This is a genomic window from Bartonella sp. W8122, from assembly GCF_016102485.1.
GTDB lineage: Bacteria > Pseudomonadota > Alphaproteobacteria > Rhizobiales > Rhizobiaceae > Bartonella > Bartonella apihabitans.
The window spans coordinates 547,809-569,103 of record NZ_JACFOO010000001.1 but is presented as its reverse complement, the minus strand read 5'-3'; the positions used below and the strand labels follow the sequence as shown (position 1 = coordinate 569,103).

At 46.4% G+C, this 21,295-nt stretch carries 14 protein-coding genes, 1 tRNA gene and 1 pseudogene; 10 read left to right on the top strand and 6 right to left on the bottom strand.

Annotation, left to right across the window (positions count from 1 at the left end):
• The first annotated feature begins 88 nt into the window (after positions 1–88).
• Positions 89–1,042, top strand: coding sequence for a DUF1402 family protein (locus tag H3S83_RS02535; RefSeq protein ID WP_198239638.1), 954 nt, complete (start codon positions 89–91; stop codon positions 1,040–1,042).
• A gap of 335 nt (positions 1,043–1,377) precedes the next feature.
• Here H3S83_RS02535 and H3S83_RS02530 read toward each other — a convergent pair whose 3' ends face one another.
• On the bottom strand, positions 1,378–1,935 hold the full coding sequence (locus H3S83_RS02530; RefSeq protein ID WP_198239637.1) for a Smr/MutS family protein: 558 nt from the start codon (positions 1,933–1,935) through the stop codon (positions 1,378–1,380).
• Positions 1,936–1,999: 64 nt separating this feature from the next.
• Positions 2,000–2,689: a Tim44/TimA family putative adaptor protein gene (locus H3S83_RS02525; RefSeq protein ID WP_198238829.1), complete on the bottom strand. Its 690-nt coding sequence runs from the start codon at positions 2,687–2,689 to the stop codon at positions 2,000–2,002.
• A 184-nt stretch (positions 2,690–2,873) separates the two neighbouring features.
• Between H3S83_RS02525 and H3S83_RS02520 the strand changes: the two genes are divergently transcribed.
• The gene (locus tag H3S83_RS02520; protein WP_198238828.1) at positions 2,874–3,395 is read left to right on the top strand and encodes an FxsA family protein; all 522 of its coding nucleotides are present in this window, start codon (positions 2,874–2,876) and stop codon (positions 3,393–3,395) included.
• Positions 3,396–3,520: 125 nt separating this feature from the next.
• A complete protein-coding gene (secB, locus tag H3S83_RS02515; protein ID WP_077970048.1) occupies positions 3,521–4,000 on the top strand; it encodes a protein-export chaperone SecB in 480 nt (159 codons plus the stop codon).
• 677 nt (positions 4,001–4,677) lie between these two features.
• Here the strand turns inward: secB and rpsA are convergent.
• The 3 genes from rpsA to aroA form a co-directional block, all read right to left on the bottom strand.
• Positions 4,678–6,378: a 30S ribosomal protein S1 gene (gene rpsA, locus H3S83_RS02510; RefSeq protein WP_198238827.1), complete on the bottom strand. Its 1,701-nt coding sequence runs from the start codon at positions 6,376–6,378 to the stop codon at positions 4,678–4,680.
• Positions 6,379–6,528: 150 nt separating this feature from the next.
• Positions 6,529–7,176 carry a (d)CMP kinase gene (gene cmk, locus H3S83_RS02505; protein ID WP_198238826.1) on the bottom strand — a complete coding sequence of 216 codons (648 nt, stop codon included), beginning with the start codon at positions 7,174–7,176 and terminating at the stop codon, positions 6,529–6,531.
• A complete protein-coding gene (gene aroA, locus H3S83_RS02500) occupies positions 7,173–8,501 on the bottom strand; it encodes a 3-phosphoshikimate 1-carboxyvinyltransferase (protein WP_198238825.1) in 1,329 nt (442 codons plus the stop codon). The genes cmk and aroA overlap by 4 nt, the downstream gene beginning before the upstream one ends.
• A gap of 302 nt (positions 8,502–8,803) precedes the next feature.
• Here aroA and H3S83_RS02495 point away from each other — a divergent pair, with 302 nt between their 5' ends.
• From H3S83_RS02495 to H3S83_RS02470, 6 genes are all read left to right on the top strand, one after another.
• Positions 8,804–9,205 (top strand): TIGR02300 family protein, encoded by a 402-nt coding sequence (locus tag H3S83_RS02495; RefSeq protein ID WP_198232586.1) that lies wholly within the window; start codon positions 8,804–8,806, stop codon positions 9,203–9,205.
• A gap of 139 nt (positions 9,206–9,344) precedes the next feature.
• A tRNA-Ala gene (locus tag H3S83_RS02490) sits at positions 9,345–9,420 on the top strand.
• 503 nt (positions 9,421–9,923) lie between these two features.
• On the top strand, positions 9,924–10,559 hold the full coding sequence (gene bluB, locus H3S83_RS02485; RefSeq protein WP_198238824.1) for a 5,6-dimethylbenzimidazole synthase: 636 nt from the start codon (positions 9,924–9,926) through the stop codon (positions 10,557–10,559).
• A gap of 143 nt (positions 10,560–10,702) precedes the next feature.
• Positions 10,703–12,541: a dihydroxy-acid dehydratase gene (gene ilvD, locus H3S83_RS02480; RefSeq protein ID WP_198238823.1), complete on the top strand. Its 1,839-nt coding sequence runs from the start codon at positions 10,703–10,705 to the stop codon at positions 12,539–12,541.
• Between the two features lie 128 nt (positions 12,542–12,669).
• A complete protein-coding gene (locus tag H3S83_RS02475) occupies positions 12,670–14,244 on the top strand; it encodes an AMP-binding protein (RefSeq protein ID WP_198238822.1) in 1,575 nt (524 codons plus the stop codon).
• A 2-nt stretch (positions 14,245–14,246) separates the two neighbouring features.
• Positions 14,247–15,419 (top strand): thiolase family protein, encoded by a 1,173-nt coding sequence (locus tag H3S83_RS02470; RefSeq protein WP_077970034.1) that lies wholly within the window; start codon positions 14,247–14,249, stop codon positions 15,417–15,419.
• A 300-nt stretch (positions 15,420–15,719) separates the two neighbouring features.
• Here H3S83_RS02470 and mutS read toward each other — a convergent pair.
• A pseudogene (mutS, locus tag H3S83_RS02465) lies at positions 15,720–18,389 on the bottom strand (DNA mismatch repair protein MutS); the annotation flags it as partial.
• 375 nt (positions 18,390–18,764) lie between these two features.
• On the opposite strand from mutS, the gene H3S83_RS02460 reads away from it, so the two are divergent.
• Positions 18,765–21,059: an NADP-dependent malic enzyme gene (locus H3S83_RS02460; protein WP_077970029.1), complete on the top strand. Its 2,295-nt coding sequence runs from the start codon at positions 18,765–18,767 to the stop codon at positions 21,057–21,059.
• Positions 21,060–21,295 lie beyond the last annotated feature (236 nt).

The window sequence follows — 21,295 nt, the reverse complement described above, 5'->3', positions numbered from 1 at the left end:
CGACTCGATAAAAATGCTCTTGTAACGACTAGACCTTTAATGAACAAACCTTTGCAATCTTAGATAGGGTAAGCACATGCCAATATTCATGAAGAAGCTGTGTTTGATTATCCCGTTGATTTTATCATTGCTCACCGAAGCCGAGGCCGTCACACTCGTTCCTCCCGGTAATCGTAATACGGTACAACCGCCCGTTCCCGGTGCTTCGGCAAAACGCACGCGTGAACTTTCAACAAGCTATGCTGCAAAATATACGAAAATCTATAATCTCCTGAAAAATGACACAAAACTAAGGGCACGCATTGTCGCAACCGCAAAAGATTACGGCATCGCCCCTATTCATATCGCTGGAGCAATCATCGGCGAACACACTTATAATGTCGATGTCTATGACCGTTTGCAGACCTATTATGTGAAAGGCATGTCCTATCTTAATCAGGGCGTACAATTTGCCTATAACGGCGAAGACGTAACCGATTTTGTTAAACGCCCGCAATTTTCTTCATGCAATGGTCTCCCGGATAGCTATAGATTGTGGACATGCCGTGAAAATATCTGGAATAAGGATTTTCGTGGCAAAACGGTTGACGGCAAAAAATATCCCGATAACCGTTTTAGCGCGGTTTTTTTCCAACCGTTTTTTGCCGGACAGACCTTCGGACTGGGACAGGTTAACCCGCTCACTGCTTTAATGATGTCCGACCGTGTCAACCGGATTTCCGGTTTGCCCAAGCTTTCTGCGGAAAATGGCGGACAAGTCTATAAAACAATTATGGACCCCGACCAGACCATTCCCTATATTGCTGCAACAATTCGCCAATCCATCGACGCTTACCGCCAGATTGCCGGTTTTGACATTTCGGATAATCCGGGGTTGACTGCAACGCTTTATAATACCGGTGGTGCAGAAGCACGTGCGCGCGCATTGGCAGAAGATAACAAGCAAGCCGTTGCACATGGAGAACAGCCCAAATTGCCACAAGAAAATTATTATGGCTGGTTTGTAAACAGCAAAATCAATGATCTTGAAAAGCTGTTTTAAAAACCTCGTCATTATTGCTCTCTCTGCTATTTTCTCTATATCTTCACTGTTACATAATCCGGCGATCTGATAATTCTTTTCATGATCCAATTTCGGCAGATCTTATTTCATATTGCCTGTTTCAAAAGCTTTCCGGTTATTTTCTCTTTCCTGTCAGAAATAGAAAACGACAATTTTTTTTCAAAGCGCGGATAGGTTGATCAGCCAATCAAAACTATCTGTTTTGAAAACACCGCATCTGCTTGAACGTCAATTATATCCGCTACCAATTAAATTATGGGGTACAGAAAATAATTCCTGACGATCAGAAAAACAGGCAGAACAGTTTTATCAAATCAGTTTTTTGATTGCCGCCGCAAGCGCACATAAAGCGCACCTTTACCACCGTGATTTCGCGGAGCATCTTCAAAGGAAGATATAATCTGGCGGAAAGGTGCAGTCTCCAGCCAATGGGGAACGGCTTGCCGCAAAACACCTTCGCTGCCCTGTGACAACCCTTTACCGGTTATAACAAGGACATGTCGTAAACCTCGGTGGCGCGCTGATTGTAGAAAATTAAGGAGCAACGAATAGGCTTCATCGCGATAGAGGCCGTGGAGGTCGACACGTCCTTCGATATTGACACGCCCGCGCGATATTTTACGATAGGTCGGTTTATCAAAAGGAAAAAGCTTCGGCAGAGCTTCTTTCCGATCACTCTTATCATCGGTTATAGTGTTCAGTCTGGTCTGCCGTAAAAGCTCCATTGAGAAAACGGCCGGCATATCCTTGATCTCAAGAGTGAAACGCTCCGATTTTGCCAAGGGAATTGCAGTACTTCTCACTTTATCCCATAAAATGCGGTCTTCAAGTTTCAGCCGATCAAACTCATCCCGATTATTGTCACGAGCCATGGTCATTCAACCTTCAAATTATACGCCCGATGTGATCGGCTGAACCTAGCGTTTCTAGAGAAAATTACTCACCATCTTCTGTGCCGATAATTTTCCAGTTTGGATCGCGCGATTTGACATTGCGTGCAAACGTCCAGATATCCTTGATTTCAGCTATTGTTTGCGGGTCACCATCTATAAGTTTCTGGCTATCATCGTAAGTTGCCGAGATAATCTCGCTCTCGACCCTGACGGTCAGTTGCGCAATATCTGCCTCACTCGACGCATCAATAATTTCAATTTTATCAATGCCGACAAATGTAAATTTGACAGTTTCACCTTTTTTATCACGCTCATCAATGGCGGAGGAAAATCCGGCAAAGACATCATCGGATAAAAGTGATTTCAAGGTATTTTTATCCGCTTTTGCAAAGGCTGTTACAACCATTTCATATGCGACCCTTGCCCCATCCAGAAATGAATTTGGTGAAAATGTTGCGTCTTCTTTGCGGATCGAGCGCAAGCCTTTATTAAGGTCGCTGTCTTCAGGTGCGATTTTATCAATATCGGAAAAATCGTCGGCTGCTTTTGCTTCCGGTTTCGGCAATGCAACAACCGTATCGTTTTCCTTTTCTTCCGCATTTTCCGGCTGGCGTGAATAAGGGTCGAAAGGCGGTCTTTCAAAGCCCGTACGTTTTCCCAACACACTGCGTAGCTGCAAAAACACCACTACGGCAATAACCAGGGCAATAACCAGTACAATGTCGAAATCCATCTTTGCGGCCAATCTCCAAAATTAAAGGGGCACCACGACGAAGAGTGTGGCAATAATCATTGACATAAACATATAGAACAGCAAAAGCCATCATTCAAATATGGCTTTTTAATCCCTATTTAAAGAAGGAATTGTACTATAGAGCGCATTAAACTCATAAAAAACCGTCGAAAGGATAGCGTTGGTGGGAAATATCTACCGTAACACACCCAATATTGCCGGTGTGATTTTGCTCATCGCAATTTTTATCGAGATTGCCGGTTTCATCATTGTCGGAAAACAGATCGGCGTTCTCGCAACTTTAGGTCTTATCATTTTATCAATGGTTGCGGGAGTTGTTCTTTTGCGCGTTCAGGGAATTACGCTTCTCGCCAAAATGCAAAGCGAGCTTGCCGCCGGTCATATGCCTGATCGTGAACTTGCCCACGGAGCGTTGGTTATTATAGCCGCTATCCTGTTGATCATTCCGGGTTTTGTAACCGATATTATCGGCCTTTTGCTTTTTATCCCGCAAATACGCGATCTCTTATGGAAATGGGTGTCGAAAAAGATGATAGTCCGCACCTCTTTTTCATCCGGTTTTACAAAAAACAATTACGATAACAGCCATTCGCAAACAATCGATCTTGATGCCGAGGATTATCATTCATCCGACCCCGAACATTCGCCGTGGCGAAAAGATGACGATAACAAGCGTTTAAATTGATCATTGAGTGAAAAATGGTGAAAGGCCGGGCCCCATTTATTGCAACAATGCACGTGACATGCTAGCCCATATTATCTCTAACCACACAAGGCGCGTTTTGGCGCTAATCATAGAAGGTTTTCATTATGGCCGAAGGCGATGCAAATAAAAATGGCGAAGCTCCCGTATTTACGGTCCTCACCCAATATCTGAAAGACTTTTCGTTTGAAAGCCCGAATGCTCCACAGGCATTACGACCAAGAGACAAAGCTCCCGAAATCAATATCGGAATCAACGTCAACGCCAATCCTATGGAAGATGGTAACTATGATGTTGTCCTTTCGCTTACCGCGAAAGCCGGTGAAGGCAAGGATATGCTCTTCAACGTCGAACTCGTTTATGGTGGTGTCTTCCGCGTAAAGAATATTCCGCAAGAACACATTATGCCGTTGGTTTTCATTGAATGTCCGCGTTTGCTTTTTCCTTTTGCACGCCAGATCGTTGCCGACGCAACAAGAAATGGCGGCTTTCCTCCTTTGATGATCGACCCGATCGACTTTGCAGGACTATTCCAGAAGCGCATTGCCGAAGAACAGGCAAAAGCACAAAAGTCCAATCCTTCGTAAGAATTTAAAGATTCTTCGATTATTCCATTATTCCCGCGAAATTCGCGGGAATTTTTTTGGTCACTCCCTATCCCCTCGCCTAACATTTACAAAAGAATGACGTAGCTCGCCAAAGATAAACAAATCAACGAATGCCTCTATCTTTTGTCATTTAATTTTTGAAACAAAATATTTTAAAAAACAGACCAAAGCGCATTCCGCTCAATCAATTGCAAAACGGAACTTTATTGATTTTTCAAAGCATAAAAAATCCGTTTCCCTTTGCTTTGATAAAATAGGGAGAGACAATCGCCACCGCACTTATCAAACGGGATTATATATGGCTCCGCCTTCAATGATATGAAGTGATTATTGGCCAGAAGTACCTGCCAGGCTTTGTTCAAAAACGGAAGAAACCTCCTTATTCTCGTCGCTGAAAAATAAGCTTATAGCCGCTTTTTTAATTACTAATTTTCGCAAATTATTTATTTTTGCAAATCCTTAATTCAACGTGCTTCACCGGTTGTGTTGATCAGGCAGGAATAATGCAGTTTTTCAGGCTTTATAAAGGAAAAACGGCAATTCAATTAAAAACCGCAAAAAAGCTATTGCCTATAAAAAAACCCGCCTCAAAAGGCGGGTTTCCTGATTTTGTCTCAAAGCCATCGCAGTCACCTACGATAACAGGATCGGAAGGATTATTCCTGTTCCTGCTTCTTCAATGCGGCACCCAGAATGTCACCGAGTGAAGCACCGGCATCTGATGAACCATATTGTGCAACAGCTTCTTTTTCTTCGGCAATTTCCAAAGCTTTGATTGAAACTGAGATTTTGCGGGTCTTTTTGTCGAATGCGGTAACGCGTGCATCAACCTTCTGGCCGACTGTAAAGCGTTCCGGACGTTGTTCATCACGATCAAGCGACAGATCCGAACGACGGATCGTTGTTTCGAGATCATGGTCGACCAGTTTTACATCAATGCCATTGTCGTGGATTGCAGTCACTTCGCAAGTCACAACAGCACCTTTGCGCAATTCACCGGAAGCAACGGCTTCACCGACCTTGTCGCCGGAAAGCTGCTTGATACCGAGTGAAATACGTTCTTTGTCGACATCAACATCAAGAACAACAGCCTTGACGACATCACCCTTGTTGTATTCCTCGATAACCTGCTCGCCAGGACGGTTCCAGTCGAGATCGGAAAGGTGAACCATACCGTCAACATCGCCTTCAAGACCAATGAACAGGCCGAATTCGGTCTTGTTCTTGACTTCACCTTCAACAACAGAACCAACAGGGAATTTGTTGGCAAAAGCTGTCCACGGGTTTTCGAATGTCTGCTTGAGACCCAAAGAAATGCGGCGTTTTGCCGGATCCACTTCCAGAACAACAACTTCGACTTCCTGAGAGGTCGAAAGAATCTTTCCGGGGTGAACATTCTTCTTGGTCCAGCTCATTTCTGAAACGTGGATAAGACCTTCGATACCCGGCTCGATTTCGACAAAAGCACCATAATCGGTAATGTTGGTAACAGTACCTTTGATCTTCTTGCCAACCGGATATTTATCGCTGATGCCTTCCCACGGGTCGCTTTCAAGCTGTTTCATGCCCAAGGAAATACGATGTGTTTCCTGATTGATACGGATGATCTGTACTTTTACAGTCTGACCGATCGACAGGATTTCAGACGGATGGTTGACACGGCGCCATGCCATATCGGTAACGTGCAAGAGGCCGTCAATACCGCCAAGGTCAACGAATGCACCGTAATCGGTGATGTTCTTGACGACACCTTCAACAACCTGACCTTCTTCAAGGTTCTGTACGATTTCAGAACGCTGTTCGGCGCGGCTTTCTTCAAGAACTGTACGGCGTGAAACAACAATATTGCCACGACGACGGTCCATTTTCAAAATTTCAAAAGGCTGCGGATTGTGCATCAACGGCGTTACATCGCGAATCGGACGAATATCGACCTGACTGCGCGGCAAGAAAGCAACTGCTCCGTCAAGATCAACCGTGAAGCCACCTTTGACCTGACTGAAGATAACGCCTTCAACACGTTCACCGGCGTTGAATTTTTCTTCCAGACGAACCCAGCTCTCTTCACGGCGGGCTTTTTCACGTGAAAGAACAGCTTCACCCATAGCGTTTTCGATACGCTCAACATAAACCTCGACTTCATCGCCGGGCTTGAGCGAACCGTCTTTACCCTTGGCACCGAATTCCTTTAACGGAACGCGGCCTTCTACTTTAAGACCGGCATCAATGATTGCCATATCTTTTTCAATTGCAATGATGCGGCCTTTGACAACCGAACCCTCGACGAGATCATGGGTCTGGAGGGATTCAGCCAAAAGGGCTTCGAAATCCGCTTTTGTGGGATTGTATTGTGACATAGAAACTCCTGAAGAAGTGCCTTTTGATAGAATTATGAAATAAGGCACGAGCGCGCCGGGTTAGTGTTAAAACGATGTTATTTTCCTGCCGCCCGCTCTTTGCGGGGTAGTTTGGCGCATGGCCGGAAATAACATTTCTCTTAAAGTCTTTTACCGTTTTGCCAAAATTGGATCAATCATAGCACAAGCGGCAGTAAACGCGCCTTCTATACTCAATTTTGTTGTATCAAGCAAGTGCGCATCTTTTGCAGGTTTCAACGGGCTTTCGGCACGATTCATATCGCGTTCGTCACGCCGTTTAAGATCGGCAAGAATGGCATTATAATCGGCTTTCTCGCCTTTCTCCATCATTTCTTTATAGCGCCGTTCGGCGCGAACTTCAGGTGTCGCAATAATATAGAGCTTAACATTTGCATCAGGACAGACGACTGTTCCAATATCGCGCCCGTCAAGAACCGCCCCTTTACTTTGTTTTGCAAAAGCTTTTTGCATGTCGACCAATGTCTTGCGCAAACGCCCCATTACCGCCACTTTCGAAGCCGCTTCACCGATTTCATGTTCGGATAAATGCGCCCGATCAAGTGAAGAAAAGTCAATCAACGAAGCGGTTTTTACAGCAATATCCTCGTCATCAAGTGGCAAATGACGTTTTAAGAGCTCATCGGCAACCGCACGATAAGTCAAACCGGTATCAAGATAGGAAAATTGGTAATGGGCGGCAAGTTTGCGCGCCAATGTGCCCTTTCCTGAAGCGGCCGGCCCATCAATTGCAATAATAAACGGCTTTTTCAGGTTCATTCGATATGCGCTCCCAATTTGGCCATCAGCCCCATAAATTCCGGAAAACTTGTTGCAATCATGCGTTTGTCATCAATTGTTACACGCTTTTCAGCTCCAAGACCAAGGACCAGAAAGCTCATGGCAATACGGTGGTCAAGATGTGTTGTGACTGTTCCGCCGCCAATGTTTTTTGCCGAAGGCTCGCCAGTCACGATCAGGAAATCTTTTCCCTCTTCACAGTCAACGCCATTTTTTTTCAAACCATTGGCGACGGCTGAAAGCCGGTCCGATTCCTTGACTCTCAGTTCTGCAAGCCCTTCCATAACTGTTTTTCCCTCGGCAAAAGCGGCTGCAACTGCCAGAACAGGATATTCATCAATCATGGAAGGTGCGCGCTCTTTTGGCACTTTTACGCCCTTTAATCGGGAGGAACGCACGCGAATATCGGCCACCTCTTCCCCGCCGGTCTGGCGTTTGTTTTCAAAGCTTATATCGGCTCCCATTTCCAAAAGTGTGGTGATTAATCCGGTACGGGTGGGATTTAACAATACATTTTCTATTGTTATATCCGAACCTTCGGTAATTAAGGCCGCCACAATCGGAAATGCTGCCGAAGACGGATCGCCGGGAACGATAATATCCTGCCCGTGCAATTCCCCCTGCCCCTCTAAATGGATATAGCGCACACCGTCATTATCAGTCTCGACCTCAAGATCGGCACCAAAGCCCACAAGCATTTTTTCGGTGTGGTCACGTGTCATGACCGGCTCGATGACGGTGGTAATGCCGGGAGTGTTGAGACCGGCAAGCAAAACGGCCGATTTCACCTGTGCCGATGCCATAGGAACACGATAGGTAATCGGGTTGGGCGTTACTGCGCCCCATAATGTCAACGGCAACCGATCACCTTCCGAGGCTTCAACCTGCACGCCCATCAACCGCAAGGGATCAAGGATGCGCCCCATAGGCCGTTTTGACAAAGATGCGTCACCTATAAATCGCGTCTTCATCGCATAAGTGCCGACAAGCCCCATCGTCAATCTTGCTCCGGTTCCGGCATTGCCGAAATCAAGCGGTTGTTCAGGTTCCAAGAGGCAACCGTTTCCGGTTCCGTGGATAACATAAACATCATTATCCTTAGTTATTTTTGCTCCCATTGCCCGCATGGCATTGGCAGTGTGAATAACATCGTCACCTTCCAAAAGGCCGGAAATGCGGGTTTCTCCACTTGCCAGAGCACCGAACATCAATGAACGGTGGGAAATGGATTTATCGCCCGGTATCCGGATATGTCCGGAAAGATCGGCAGATTTTTTCGAGGTAGCGGGAAGCGGTTCAGACATGGCAAACGTATTTCTTCTTTATATATAGGAAAAGCATGCTTCTAACATAACGAGTTTCATACGTCATGAAAAAATACATCGCTTCAAGGAAATTGAACATGGTTCTTATTGTTTATCTTTGACAAAAGCATATTTTTGCGCTTAAGCACCGTGAACGGATTTTTTGATTAATCTCAACGGCATTTTTATGGACGCGTAAATGCTCGTGTCCGGTTAAAATGCTTTCAAACAAAGGCGCGTGGCTATTTTTATAAGCATATAGCAAATAGAAACAGCACGACCAACCAAAAGAGGCTCGGTCCATGGCAAAACCTGAACTTGGAACCAAAAGAATAGACCCGGAAACGGGCAAGAAATTCTATGATCTCAATCGTGACCCGATTATTTCGCCTTATACTGGGATCTCCTACCCCAGATCCTATTTCGACGCCACAGCCGATGCTAAGGGCGAAGATGAGGAAGAGGAGACAGAGACGGAAGACCTTGAGACGGCATTAGAAAAGCCCGAGTTCATCTCGCTTGAAGATGCCGATGATGAAAACAAAGGTGGCGAAGATATACCCGATATCGGCGACGACGAGGATGTCGATCTTGGTGACGATGATGACGACGCATTCTTGCCGGATGATGAAGACGACGAGGATGATGACGTTAGCGGCATTATCACCGGTGGCAATAAAGTTCATAAAGACGACGACATTTAATGAAATACAAAGAGGGAAGTCGCTTTCTTTATAAAGATTGCAATTTCCCTCTTGATCTTTGGCGCCACTCAATTTAAGAAGCCGCCAGACAGTTTGTCTTTATCCCTGAGGGTCACAACGTGACCTTCTCATCCTGAATGGGGCTATAGCTCAGCTGGGAGAGCGCTTGCATGGCATGCAAGAGGTCAGCGGTTCGATCCCGCTTAGCTCCACCAATCTTCAAAATGCGCCCGCTTCATAAAGAGAGCTTCCCTAGGCTCTAATCCCGAAATTTTGCCGTTTAAATTTTTTGCCCGCTAACTTTTTTGCTAGTTAACTTCTTTGCCAGTTAACTTCCTTGAATGAAGACCCGTTTCTTCAAAGCGGCTTTATCTTTCCATTCCCAACCGGTCTTGTTCATTGCTTTTTCTATCCCGCTAATTCCCGTTTAAAAAAATCACCGTTTTTATGGTCCTTGAGAGACAGGCTGAAACTATTGGCAAACAATTCCGGTTTTTTAGCACTTTGCCTTCTTCAATCATAACCAAAAACATGTTCGACTATTTTTGTGCTTTCAAATTGGCTCACGAGAGCGGCGATAAACTTGATTGCTTCACATTATTAATTATAAGGCATTTGTTAGACGGCTAATAAATTTCGGAAAGCGTTCTTACGCCGCCAAGAGAACGATTTTCATTCAACCATCGGCACGATCAATAAGGAGTTCGGCACAGAATTTATGTTGGAAGATATCTATAAAGTTATTCATGAACGGCGCGATGTGCGCGACGAATTTTTACCTCAACCACTCGAAGAGGCTGTTATTAAAAGGCTCCTTGAAGCGGCTCATTCAGCGCCTTCGGTAGGCTTCCAGCAACCATGGAATTTCCTTCTTATCCGCGATAAAAAGCGAAAAAACCAAGTCAAAGAAATTTTTGACCGGGCGGCAGCCGAGGAAGCAAAAATTTTTAACGATGAAAGGCGAGAACTTTATAACCGCCTGAAATTACAGGGTATCGTCAAAGCACCTCTTAATCTGGTTGTCACATGTGACCGCTCGCGCGATGGCCGCACCGGTCTTGGCCGTTTTCATAATCCGCAAATGTCGGCCTATAGTTGCGTATGTGCTGTGGAAAATTTATGGCTTGCGGCACGGGCTGAAAACATCGGCGTCGGCTGGGTTTCGATCTATCATGATGACGAGCTAAAGGAATTGTTAAAGATTCCCGCCGAAATAGACATTATCGCCTATTTGTGTATCGGTTATGTCAGCCACTTTTATGACAGTCCGGAACTTGAGCAAAAAGGCTGGCGCAAACGCGTACCGCTCGAAAGCCTTATTTATCATGAAGAATGGCCAAAGGGTGCGCAATAATATTGCGTTTAAATTTAAAATTGTTTTTGATTCTAATCTAAATGTGATTGAGCATTGATCAAAAAAGCGTTTAAAATCCTTGCGTTTATATGATCTGTGCGGCAAAACCGTTACTACATTGGAATTATTCAAGGAAATTCGAAATGCCTCCCTATCGCTCAAGAACTTCTACTCATGGCCGGAATATGGCCGGTGCCCGTGGCCTTTGGCGTGCCACAGGAATGAAAGACGGAGATTTTGGTAAGCCGATTATTGCGATTGCCAATTCCTTTACGCAATTTGTGCCAGGCCATGTCCATCTTAAAGATTTAGGCCAACTTGTCGCGCGTGAAGTGGAAAAAGCTGGCGGCGTTGCCAAAGAGTTCAATACAATTGCTGTTGATGACGGCATCGCAATGGGGCATGACGGTATGCTCTATTCTCTTCCCTCCCGCGAGATCATTGCCGATTCGGTCGAATATATGGTCAATGCCCATTGTGCAGATGCTCTGGTCTGTATTTCCAATTGCGATAAAATTACTCCAGGAATGCTGATGGCGGCTTTGCGGCTCAATATTCCAACGATTTTTGTGTCCGGCGGCCCGATGGAAGCAGGAAAGATCAAATGGAAAGGCAAAGACCTTGCGGTTGATCTTATTGATGCCATGGTTGCGGCAGCCGATGACCATAACAGCGACTCGGAAGTTGCCAATATGGAACGGGCAGCTTGCCCGACATGCGGTTCATGTTCGGGCATGTTTACAGCAAACTCGATGAATTGCCTGACCGAAGCTCTGGGGCTTTCGCTTCCCGGCAATGGTTCAATGCTCGCAACCCATGCCGACCGCAAACATCTTTTTGAAAAAGCCGGTCACCGGATTGTTGAATTGGCCAAGCGTTATTATGAACAGAATGATGACAGTGTTCTTCCACGTTCGATTGCAACATTCAAATCTTTTGAAAATGCAATGACGCTTGATATTTCAATGGGCGGTTCAACCAATACGGTTCTTCACTTACTAGCCGCTGCGCAAGAAGGTGAAGTTGATTTTACCATGTCCGACATCGACCGGCTTTCACGCCATGTTCCGGTTATTTGTAAAGTCGCTCCGGCCGTTGCCAATGTGCATATGGAAGATGTCCACCGTGCCGGCGGCGTGATGGCAATTCTGGGCGAGCTTGACCGTGCAGGTCTTATTCACAGCGAAGTTGCAACTGTTCATGAAGCAACCTTGAAGGATGCTTTGCGTAAATGGGATGTCAAACACACAAATAATCCCGAAGTCCATGAATTTTATCGTGCAGCTCCGGGTGGTATTCCCACACAAATACCATTCAGCCAGTCACGGCGTTATGAAACAGTCGACCTTGACCGCGAAAAAGGCGTTATCCGCGATGTCGACCACGCCTATTCGAAGGATGGCGGCCTGGCCGTTCTTTACGGCAATCTTGCCAAGGATGGGTGCATCGTCAAAACTGCCGGTGTTGACGACTCGATTTTGAAATTCAAAGGTCCTGCACGGATTTTTGAAAGTCAGGATTCGGCCGTGGTTGCTATTTTGAACGGCAAAATCAAACCGGGGGACATTGTGCTTATCCGTTACGAAGGTCCACGCGGTGGCCCCGGAATGCAGGAAATGCTTTATCCGACAAGCTATCTGAAATCGAAAGGTTTGGGAAAAGCCTGTGCCCTCATTACCGATGGTCGTTTTTCCGGTGGTTCGTCAGGGCTTTCCATCGGCCATGTTTCACCGGAAGCTGCTGAAGGCGGCACAATCGGCCTTGTCGAAGAAGGCGATACAATCGAAATCGACATACCAAATCGCAAAATCCATCTTGCTGTCGATGACGCTACACTTTCCAAACGTCGCAAGGAAATGGAACAGAAAGGCGACAAAGCCTGGAAGCCGGAAGAGGTTCGCAAACGCAAAGTCTCCAAGGCATTACGCGCTTATGCAGCCATGACAACATCGGCAGCCAAAGGTGCTGTTCGCCAAATCTGATTTTAAAATTTTCTCTCCCGTTATGATCGTTGAATTGTAACGGGAGAGTTTTATGATCATTTTAAAAATACGTCGGCGCTTAAAAAAGCAGTCGCTCCATAATTATTTCCGAACCGTTAGGGGAACGAATGTCGGTTATTGATGTATTGGCAAAACATGCCGGTTTAACACCTGACAGAATTGCGATTTCGATCGCCGGAAATGAAATCACCTATAAAACACTCTGCCAACGCGCCGAAACTTTCAGGCGCAAGCTTTTCAATCTGGAAAAACGCCACCCTGACCGTTTCGGTTTACCGGATGATGGTCGGCTGGTTCTGCTCGCACTGCCGAACCATTTCCGCTTTGGTGAAATTTTTGTCGGCGGTTCGGCAAGCCCGCATTGCGTTGCTGTTCTTTCTGTTGCCACACCATCGAACCAGATTGAAGAAATCATGCGTCGGCTTAGTCCCGACATTGTCATTTGCGAGAATAAAGACTGTGTTATCGCTGAAATTGCCCGCAACCTTGATCTACCAGCGCTTTATGTTGAGAAAGGTGCTGACACCCCATCAACTTATGACCGTTTTCTGGCAACTTATGACCGTTTTCTGGAAGGAATCGTTCCTGATCGGGCAATAGCCGATTTACCGCTCGGGCCGTTTTTTATCGGTTTTACATCCGGCACAACAGGGCTTCCCAAAGCTTTTATCAGAAATCGCCAAAGTTGGCGAAACTCACTCGTCACCGGACGAAAACTCTTCGGCCTCGACAAATTACATAAATCAGTTGCCCCAGGGCCGATGGCGCATGGCGTGAGCCTTTATGCGCTTATTGAAACATTGGATAGCGGCCAGACATTTGAAAGCGTCAGGAAATTCAATGTCGATGAAGTATTGGAGCTTCTTAAAACTGCCACCCGTTTTGTCGGCGTTCCAACCATGCTCAACGAATTGAAACAACGGGCAGATGAGCGTAAGTTGGTTTTTAAAGGAGTGAAGCAACTTGTGACCGGAGCTTCAAAATTCGATCGTCAGCATTATGACGATGCCCGTGCGCTTTTCCCGAATGCGGAGATTTTACAATATTATGGCGCCTCCGAATTAAGTTTTGTTGCAGTCAACAAAATGACGCCCCGAACGCTTTCGCATGAAACTTCCATGTCGCCGGTAGGAAAACCGTTTCCCGGTGTCAAAGTCACAATACGCGATGAAAATTTGTCACCGCTCGCGCCTAATAAAATCGGCACGATTTTTGTCGAAAGCGATTTGATCTCGGACGGATATTTATGGGGCGACAATGGCAAGTCATTTGTCCGTAACCAATATGGTGCAACGGTTGGCGACCTCGGCATGATGGATAAAAATGGCGAGCTTTATGTGATGGGTCGTGCCGGTGGCATGATTATTTCGGGCGGCAACAATATTTATCTTGCCGAAATAGAAACCGCATTGAAAACTATTCCTCAAATCAGTGAAGCGATTGCGTTCGGCATTGCCAATAACGTTTATGGCGAACGTCTTGTCAGCGTTGTTTCATTCAAAGATGCTGCTTTAACTGAAAATGAATTGCGCGAGTTTTGCCGCCCGTTAATGGAAAAATTCAAAATTCCGAAAGATTTCTATTTAATCAATCATTGGCCGATGACATGGAGCGGAAAAATCGCGCGTGTCATCGTGAAAAAAATGGTTGAAGAGGGCAACCCCGAAATCACAAGGCTTTAAAAATGGATGAAAGCAGAACACCAGTTATTATTGCGGTCGCAAGAACAGCTATAGCGCGCGCATATGGTGCGCTTTCATCTGTTGACGTGGAATATCTTCTAAGCCCGCTCATTCAGGCACTCGTCGAAAGCACAAAGATCGAAAAAACCGGAATTGACGATGTTATGATCGGTAATGCTGCGGGCGGTGGCGGTAATCTCGCACGCCTTGCCGCTTTAACCGCCGGATTGCCTGTCGAAATTTCGGGGTTAACGCTCGACCGACAATGCGGCTCAGGTCTTGAAGCAGTGGTTATGGCGTGCAGACTTGTTGAAGCGGGAGCGGGTGACATTTATCTTGCCGGTGGTGCAGAAAGTGTATCAACTGCGCCTTGGCGCATAAAACGCCCGAAAACGCCGCGCGAATTGCCGCAATTTTTCTCCCGTGCACGGTTTTCACCGGATAGCGTCGGTGACCCCGATATGGGAAACATGGCTGAAAATATTGCCCGACATTTTGGTGTATCGAGACAAAGACAGGATCGTTTTGCGCTTCAAAGCCATCGACGAGCTTTGAAAGCTCAGGCAGACCATCGTTTTGATGATGAAATCATAGCACTTCAAACAGCAAAAGGCTTATTTTCCGCTGACGATTGCCCGAGAGCCGGTTTGAAACTTGAAACTTTGGAGCATTTGCGACCGGTATTTGAAACAGATGGAACGGTTACTGCCGGAAATTCCTGCCCTTTGAACGACGGAGCGGCACTTGTTCTGGTGACATCTCTCGAAAAAGCCAAACAATTGGGTATTCAATACGGGATTGTATTCGTTGACAGTGCTGTAAGCGGTGTTGATCCCAATCTTGCCGGTATGGGAGCGGTTCCTTCGACAAAAAAGTTGTTACAAAGAATGAAGCTCGACAATTGTTCGGATTTTAAAGTCATTGAATTCAATGAAGCTTTTGCAGCACAAGTGCTTGCCGCCATTGACGAATTGGATATATCGGAAGAACAAATCAACCGTGATGGTGGCGCAATCGCCCTTGGGCATCCCTTCGGCGCGTCGGGCACTTTTTTGACGATACGGCTTTTTTCCCAGATGAAAAATCTGGCTGACGATGCCCTTGGCCTTGCAACAATGGGAATCGGTGGAGGAATGGGAATAAGTGCAGCATTCAGGCCATATCACAACGCTTAAAAATCACTTCGCTTGAGCAAAAACGAAGTGTCATTTTTTGGGCCGGAGAATCGGAGTTTCCAGCAATAATCTCCTCTCGGTTTCACCAACCAACACAAGACAAAAATGCGATTAACGATCACATTTTATAGTGCACTTAAAAAACATCCGGATAGTTTTCCGGTATCATTCCACCCTGCATCATCCCGTTGTCGTTAAATGTCTTACAAAGGCGGACTGCAAGCGACCTTGCATGGTTCGAAACGCCATCATGCGCGGCAATTGTTGATTGCTTGATACGGTATTTCTTGAACCCTGCCGTTAATTTTCAGCCAATGAAAGTTGTTTCAGGCGATAGAGTTCTTCCAAGGCTTCCCTTGGCGAAAGCTCATCCGGATTGATTGCCTTCAAGGCTTCTTCAATTTTTGAAGTTTGACGGCTGTTTTCTGCTTCGCGTGCCAAAGCAACGGAAAAAAGTGGAAGATCATCTATCAATTTTGTGGCTTTACCGGCGACTTCGCCTTTTTCCAATTGGTGGAGAACATCTTTTGCCCGCGACAAAACAGCGGCCGGAAGGCCTGCAAGTTTTGCCACCTGCACACCGTAAGAACGATCTGCCGCGCCGTTTCCCACCTCGTGAAGAAAAACAACATCGCCATTCCATTCTTTGACTTTCATCGTCACATTATGAAGACGATCAAGTTTTTCGGTGAGCGCTGTCATTTCATGGAAATGGGTCGCAAAAATTGCACGGCAATGATTGACTTCATGAAGATATTCAATGGCTGCCCAGGCAATTGAAAGCCCGTCAAATGTCGACGTCCCACGGCCGATTTCGTCGAGAATGACCAATGAACGCTCGCCTGCCTGATTGAGAATTGTTGCTGTTTCCACCATTTCAACCATAAAAGTTGACCGCCCATGGGCAAGATCATCGGCTGCACCAACGCGGCTAAAAAGCCTGTCGACAACACCGATATGGGCAGAACCGGCAGGAACGAACGACCCCATTTGCGCCATTATCGCAATCAAGGCATTTTGACGCAAAAACGTTGATTTACCACCCATATTGGGGCCGGTGAGAAGCCAAATGGCGCCATATTTCGCACCATTTTTGGGAGAAAGATCACAATTATTGGCCACAAACGGTTCCTTGGCCTGCTTTCTCAATGCCTGTTCGACCACCGGATGGCGTCCGGCGACAATCTCGAAATCGAGCGACTGGTCGACAATCGGGCGGCAATAGCCCTGTTCTTCGGCAAGAGAAGCATTGGAGGCGGAAACATCAAAAACAGCAAGTGCCATAGCGGCTTGCCGGATAAAATCGGCTTGATCTGCAATTTCTGCGACAAGCTTCTCGAACAATTCAAGTTCGATTGTCAAAGCGCGATCGGCTGCATTGGCAATGCGGCTTTCAAGATCGGCAAGTTCGGTTGTGGTAAAACGCATGGCATTCGCCATTGTCTGGCGATGGATAAAACGGCTTTTTGCTTCAGCCGTTTCTGTCAGTGCGGGTGCCTGAAGCGCGGTGACTTCGATATAATAACCGAGAATATTGTTATGGCGGATTTTAAGCGCTTTAACGCCCGTCTCTTCCGCATAACGGCCTTGCAATTCGGCAATGAACCGGCGGGATTCATCCCTCAAGGTTCTTAATTCATCAAGCTCTTTGTTATAATTCTCGCGAACAAATCCCCCGTCCCGTTTCAACAAGGGCAAATCATCGGCCAGTATGCGATCAAGGTGACTGTGTAAATCAACCGGCAATTTTTCAAGAGTTGCAAAAGCATCACTTAATTCTTGCGGTAGAAGTTTACCCGCAAACAGATGTCTCACATCGCAAATAACAGCAAAGCCGCGCTGGATTGCAGCCATATCGCGCGGGCCGCCGCGACCAAGAACAAGGCGTGAAAGTGCTCGCGGCATATCAGGAGCGCTCTTCAAAATAGCCTGCAAATTTTCGGCAAACCGCATATCATTGAGAAAATAGGCAACCGAATCGAGCCTCTCGTTGATTGTTACCGGTGAAATCAACGGCGCCATCAAGCGTTCGCTCAAAAGCCTTGCACCGCCGCCGGTGACGGTCCGGTCAATCGCTTTCATCAAGCTGCCATCGCGCTGGCCTGAAAGTGTTCGTGTCAATTCCAGATTGTTGCGGGTTGCCGGATCGATAAACAGAGAGGCATTTTCATCTTCCCTTAAAGGACGCATAAGGGGGGGACGTTCATTGATCTGTGTTTTTTCAACATAACCGATTGCCGCAGAAATTGCCGAAAGTTCGGCACGATCATAGTGTCCGAGCCCTTCTAGCGTTGCCAGTTTGAAATAGTCGCAAATATTGCGTTCGGCCATATTGCTATCAAAGAGGCTTGCTGCTTGCGGTGTGACGATACGGCCAAGAATGTTGAATAACGGTTTCAATGCCTCGTCATGGAAAACACTATCGGCAACAATCAGTTCTTGCGGGTCAATGCGCATAATATCGGCAAGCAACCGGTCGGCATGGGCACGGCTTACTTTGAAAATTCCGGTCGAAATATCAATCCATGCAAGCGCAAATTCCTGATCTTTTCCCGACTTTATGCGTGAAAGCGCCATAAGATAATTGGAGCGTGCCGGATCAAGCAGTTTGTCTTCTGTCAAAGTCCCCGGTGTGACAAGGCGGATAACATTGCGCCGCACAACCGATTTGGCACCCCGTTTTCTTGCTTCAGCGGGATCTTCCATCTGCTCGCAGACAGCCACGCGGTAACCGCAGGCAATGAGTTTTTGTAAATAATCATCTGCGGCATGAACAGGAACGCCACACATTGGCACATCTTCGCCAAGATGTTTGCCACGTTTGGTAAGAGCGATACCCAATGCTTTGGAAGCTTCAACGGCATCATCAAAAAATAACTCGTAAAAATCACCCATGCGATAAAACAGCAAATAATCGCTATTTGCCGCCTTTATCTCGATATATTGCTCCATCATCGGCGTGATACGATCATCAGAGCGATTATGTTTTCTTTCCGGCTTTTCTGCCGCCATTTCCCGGGTTACTTCTTCTGCCATGCCTTTTTTAACCTTTGCTTTCGGCTTGTCACCAAAGAGCTTTTTTAAACCGCAATGCTTTGTCGGAATATTTCAAGCTATAGCATCCAAACTATGTGTCATGCCATTCAATATGTGTTTTAATACCCAACTCTTGTCGATTGAAATGTCATCAGAATTTGTTGTTCGAAACGTCCGGACAATATATGCAAAAGCAATAAAAAAACTTGGACTATTTTTTAAATATAATCCATAATTTCCGTTTATTATCACATATATACCGGCTTAAATGGAGCGAACAAACTCGCTACCTCAGAAAATGATAGAAAAATGAGCAAAAAGAATCAAAAAAACAACGACAAATCAACAAGTTACAGTTCTCTCGATCAGGAAGCGCTGGATTTTCACAGTCGCGGGCGTCCGGGAAAGCTCGAAATTATTGCGACAAAGCCCATGGCAACCCAACATGATTTGGCTTTAGCTTATTCACCGGGTGTTGCAGTTCCGGTGAAAGCCATTGCGCAAAATCCGGCTCTTGCCTATGATTATACAGCCAAAGGCAACCTCGTTGCTGTTATTTCCAATGGCACAGCCATTTTGGGCCTTGGTCATCTTGGTGCTCTCGCCTCCAAGCCGGTGATGGAAGGCAAAGCCGTATTGTTCAAACGTTTTGCCGATGTCGATTCAATTGACCTCGAAATCGATACGACCGATGTTGATGCTTTCATCAATTCGGTCCGTTATCTCGGCCCGTCTTTCGGCGGCATAAATCTGGAAGATATCAAGGCTCCGGACTGTTTCATCATTGAAAGCCGTTTAAGAGAGTTAATGAATATTCCGGTTTTCCATGACGACCAACATGGTACGGCTATTATTGCTACAGCCGGTCTCATCAATGCGCTTTACCTCACCGGTCGGGACATGAAACATACACGTCTCGTCTGTAATGGTGCCGGTTCTGCAGGAATTGCCTGCATTGAACTCATAAAGGCCATGGGGTTCAAGTCGGAAAATGTCATATTGTGCGACACCAAAGGCGTTGTTTATGAAGGTCGGCAAGAAAATATGAACCAATGGAAAGCGGCCCATGCCGTCAAGACCGACAAACGTACACTCGCCGAAGCACTTGATGGGGCAGATGTTTTCTTTGGCGTTTCGGCCAAGGGTGTTCTGACGCCCGAAATGGTCAAATCCATGGCTCCAAAACCGATCATTTTTGCTATGGCTAATCCTGATCCTGAAATTACGCCGGAAGAAGTTGCCAAGGTGCGTGACGATGCCATTATGGCAACAGGCCGCTCGGATTATCCGAACCAGATCAACAACGTCTTATGCTTTCCTTATATTTTCCGCGGAGCTTTGGATGTCCGCGCCAGCACGATCAATGAAACAATGAAAATTGCGGCGGCAAAAGCCATAGCCCAACTTGCCCGTGAAGAAGTGCCTGACGATGTCGCCGAAGCCTATCGGGGCACCCGACTGAAATTCGGTCCGAATTATATCATTCCGGTACCGTTTGATTCACGCCTGTTATCTGCCATTCCGACTGCTGTTGCCAAGGCGGCAATGGAAAGCGGCGTTGCCGGTAAGCCTATTGCTGATCTCGAAGCTTATGCACGGGATTTGGCTGCGCGGCGTGACCCGATAGCCGCAACAATGCGCGGTGTTTATAATCGCGTACGGCAAAATCCCAAACGGATTGTCTTTGCCGAAGGTGAAGAAGAACAGGTCATGCGGGCAGCCGTTTCTTACGTCAACCAGAACCTCGGTAGTGCCATTCTGGTTGGTCATGAAGATATTATTGAAAAAAGAGCACATATAGCCGGTATCGACCTTAACAGATCCGGAATAAAAATTGCCAATGCCCGCCTGTCCGATCGGAAAGATGCTTATGCCGATTATCTCTATAGCAAAATGCAACGAAGAGGTTGGCTATTGAGAGATTGCCACCGTTACATCAATAATGATCGCAACCATTTTGCCGCATGCATGTTGGCAATGGGCGATGCCGATGCGATGATTACCGGTGTTACCCGAAATTATGAAACCGGACTTGCCGATGTCCGCCGCGTTATCGACATGAAAGCCGGCGAACGGGTTGTCGGTATTTCTATGGCAATTTGCCGCGGGCGCACCGTTTTTATTGCCGACACGGCAATTTCCGAACACCCGAATCCGGAAGAATTAGCCGATATTGCCGAGCAAGCTGCAAATTTTGCCCGTGATATGAGCTATAAGCCACGCGTTGCACTTCTGGCATATTCTACTTTCGGTCACATGAAGGGTGAAGGCGCCCAACGTATTCAGGAAGCGGTCAAATTGCTTCGCGCACGCAATGTCAATTTCGAAGTTGATGGCGAAATGAGTGCCGACGTTGCGCTCAATCCGAAAATGATGGAGCAATATCCATTCATGGGATTGAGCGAACCAGCCAATGTTCTGGTTATGCCGGGCTACCATTCTGCTTCAATTGCCAGCAAAATGTTGCAGGAACTCGGCGGGGCAACCTTGATCGGACCTATTCTCGTCGGTCTCGAAAAATCGGCCCAGATTGTTCCCTTGGGCGCACGTGATTCCGACATAGTGACGATGGCAGCATTGGCAGCCTATAACACAACAAAATAGATCTATCCGGATTTTAAAGCCCCGTTTTCTCTAACGGGGCTTTTATTAATTGCTTTATAAATAAATTCTTGAACTTTATAGCTGGCTCACAGATATGGCGGGGAAGCGTTTTATTAAACAAATGCCTTGGCTTGCTGATTTTTCCCCCGTAGCAGCGCAATTTAATTCAATTTTTAACACTATGTCCTATTTTTATCGGCATGTAATATAAAGTGTTTGGCGTTTACCAAAAAAAT

Excerpts from the sequence above, each read along its gene's own strand:
- H3S83_RS02535 (WP_198239638.1), top strand. The coding sequence starts at position 89 with ATGAAGAAGCTGTGTTTGATTATCCCGTTGATTTTATCATTGCTCACC.
- H3S83_RS02530 (WP_198239637.1), bottom strand. The coding sequence starts at position 1,935 with ATGGCTCGTGACAATAATCGGGATGAGTTTGATCGGCTGAAACTTGAA.
- H3S83_RS02525 (WP_198238829.1), bottom strand. The coding sequence starts at position 2,689 with ATGGATTTCGACATTGTACTGGTTATTGCCCTGGTTATTGCCGTAGTG.
- secB (WP_077970048.1), top strand. The coding sequence starts at position 3,521 with ATGGCCGAAGGCGATGCAAATAAAAATGGCGAAGCTCCCGTATTTACG.
- rpsA (WP_198238827.1), bottom strand. The coding sequence starts at position 6,378 with ATGTCACAATACAATCCCACAAAAGCGGATTTCGAAGCCCTTTTGGCT.
- cmk (WP_198238826.1), bottom strand. The coding sequence starts at position 7,176 with ATGAACCTGAAAAAGCCGTTTATTATTGCAATTGATGGGCCGGCCGCT.
- aroA (WP_198238825.1), bottom strand. The coding sequence starts at position 8,501 with ATGTCTGAACCGCTTCCCGCTACCTCGAAAAAATCTGCCGATCTTTCC.
- H3S83_RS02495 (WP_198232586.1), top strand. The coding sequence starts at position 8,804 with ATGGCAAAACCTGAACTTGGAACCAAAAGAATAGACCCGGAAACGGGC.
- bluB (WP_198238824.1), top strand. The coding sequence starts at position 9,924 with ATGTTGGAAGATATCTATAAAGTTATTCATGAACGGCGCGATGTGCGC.
- ilvD (WP_198238823.1), top strand. The coding sequence starts at position 10,703 with ATGCCTCCCTATCGCTCAAGAACTTCTACTCATGGCCGGAATATGGCC.
- H3S83_RS02475 (WP_198238822.1), top strand. The coding sequence starts at position 12,670 with ATGTCGGTTATTGATGTATTGGCAAAACATGCCGGTTTAACACCTGAC.
- H3S83_RS02470 (WP_077970034.1), top strand. The coding sequence starts at position 14,247 with ATGGATGAAAGCAGAACACCAGTTATTATTGCGGTCGCAAGAACAGCT.
- H3S83_RS02460 (WP_077970029.1), top strand. The coding sequence starts at position 18,765 with ATGAGCAAAAAGAATCAAAAAAACAACGACAAATCAACAAGTTACAGT.